1 protein-coding gene, 4 tRNA genes and 1 pseudogene are annotated in these 1,212 nt (G+C 62.7%); 1 reads left to right on the plus strand and 5 read right to left on the minus strand.

The annotated features are described in order from the left end of the window. Positions 1 to 138, plus strand: a pseudogene (locus LQV45_RS33915) (cell division protein ZapE); the annotation flags it as partial. A 174-nt stretch (positions 139 to 312) separates the two neighbouring features. Here LQV45_RS33915 and LQV45_RS33920 read toward each other — a convergent pair. From LQV45_RS33920 to LQV45_RS33940, 5 genes are all read right to left on the minus strand, one after another. Further along, complete coding sequence (locus LQV45_RS33920; RefSeq protein WP_028277028.1) at positions 313 to 582, minus strand: antitoxin; 270 nt, start codon at positions 580 to 582, stop codon at positions 313 to 315. Positions 583 to 786: 204 nt separating this feature from the next. Next, positions 787 to 861, minus strand: a tRNA-Val gene (locus tag LQV45_RS33925). Positions 862 to 899: 38 nt separating this feature from the next. Beyond that, positions 900 to 972, minus strand: a tRNA-Gly gene (locus tag LQV45_RS33930). 56 nt (positions 973 to 1,028) lie between these two features. Next, positions 1,029 to 1,103, minus strand: a tRNA-Val gene (locus tag LQV45_RS33935). A 39-nt stretch (positions 1,104 to 1,142) separates the two neighbouring features. Continuing rightward, positions 1,143 to 1,212 (minus strand) — tRNA-Cys (locus tag LQV45_RS33940).

The following is a 1,212-nucleotide window of genomic DNA, read 5'->3' on the forward strand; positions in this document are numbered from 1 at the left end:
ATCCTTGCCAGCGGTGTGCCGTTCGACCAGCTCTTCACCGAGGAAATGATGACCGGCGGGTACATGAAGAAGTACTTCCGCGCCGTCTCCAGGCTGACCGCGCTGGCCCGCGAGGGCCAAAACCACGAACCGTCCTAGCCGCCAGCCCCTCCAAGTACAACGCCAAATCCAACGCGGGGTCAGTTACGGCCCATCCGGATGCACCGGATGGGCCGTAACTGATCCCGCGTTGCCCGGTTGGAGTCGCCCTTAAATGCCGGAGGTGCCGGCGCCGCCTCTCGGCGGGACCGGCACCTCGCTGACGGATCTGGGTCAGAGGCCTGGCTGGCGGGGTTCCCCGGCTACGGGGGGCTCACCGGCTGCGGGAGTCTGATCGGCGACCGGGGCCGAATTCGGCCGGTCGTTCGCCTTGTCCACGAAGTCGGAAGCGCCACGCTGCACGGCATCGATCGTGCCGGCGTGCTTTCCGCCGGTCTTGGAGTCGACGAAGTCGCCTGCCTTTTCGATGCCGTCCTTGATGGCTTCTTCGTTGCCACCAATAACTTGCTGAGCCTTGCCCTTTAGATCGTCAAGTAAACCCACGGGCACCTCCCTTCGGTCGCGGAGCCAGATCGCTCCTTGCGTTTTCTACCCTAGCGGGAGGTGGCGGGGGTGCCAAGGGTGTCCGCCCAGAGGATAAAAGATGGAAGGCCAGGTGCACAGGGTAGAAGGGCCCGGAGTGCACCAATCCGCAGTGCACAAACCCGCAGTGCACAAAAAAGAGCAGCTCCGGGGGAGCTGCTCTTGTGGTGGGCGATACTGGGATCGAACCAGTGACCTCTTCCGTGTCAGGGAAGCGCGCTACCGCTGCGCCAATCGCCCGCAACCGGAAGGATCCGGAGTGGAGTTGTAATGAAGAGAGCGGACGACGAGATTCGAACTCGCGACATCCACCTTGGCAAGGTGGTGCTCTACCAGCTGAGCTACGTCCGCATTTTAGTCCATGCCGGCTGGGCCGGTGGTACTGCATCAAGCAAGTTGCCTTGCTCTGGTGGGCGATACTGGGATCGAACCAGTGACCTCTTCCGTGTCAGGGAAGCGCGCTACCGCTGCGCCAATCGCCCCTTGCATCCGATCGAAACCGGAAACCAGGGTTTTCACCGAGGTGGGTACGGGATTCGAACCCGTGTATACGGCTTTGCAGGCCGCTGCCTCGCCTCTCGGCCAACCCAC

The organism is Microbacterium sp. Bi128, assembly GCF_918698205.1.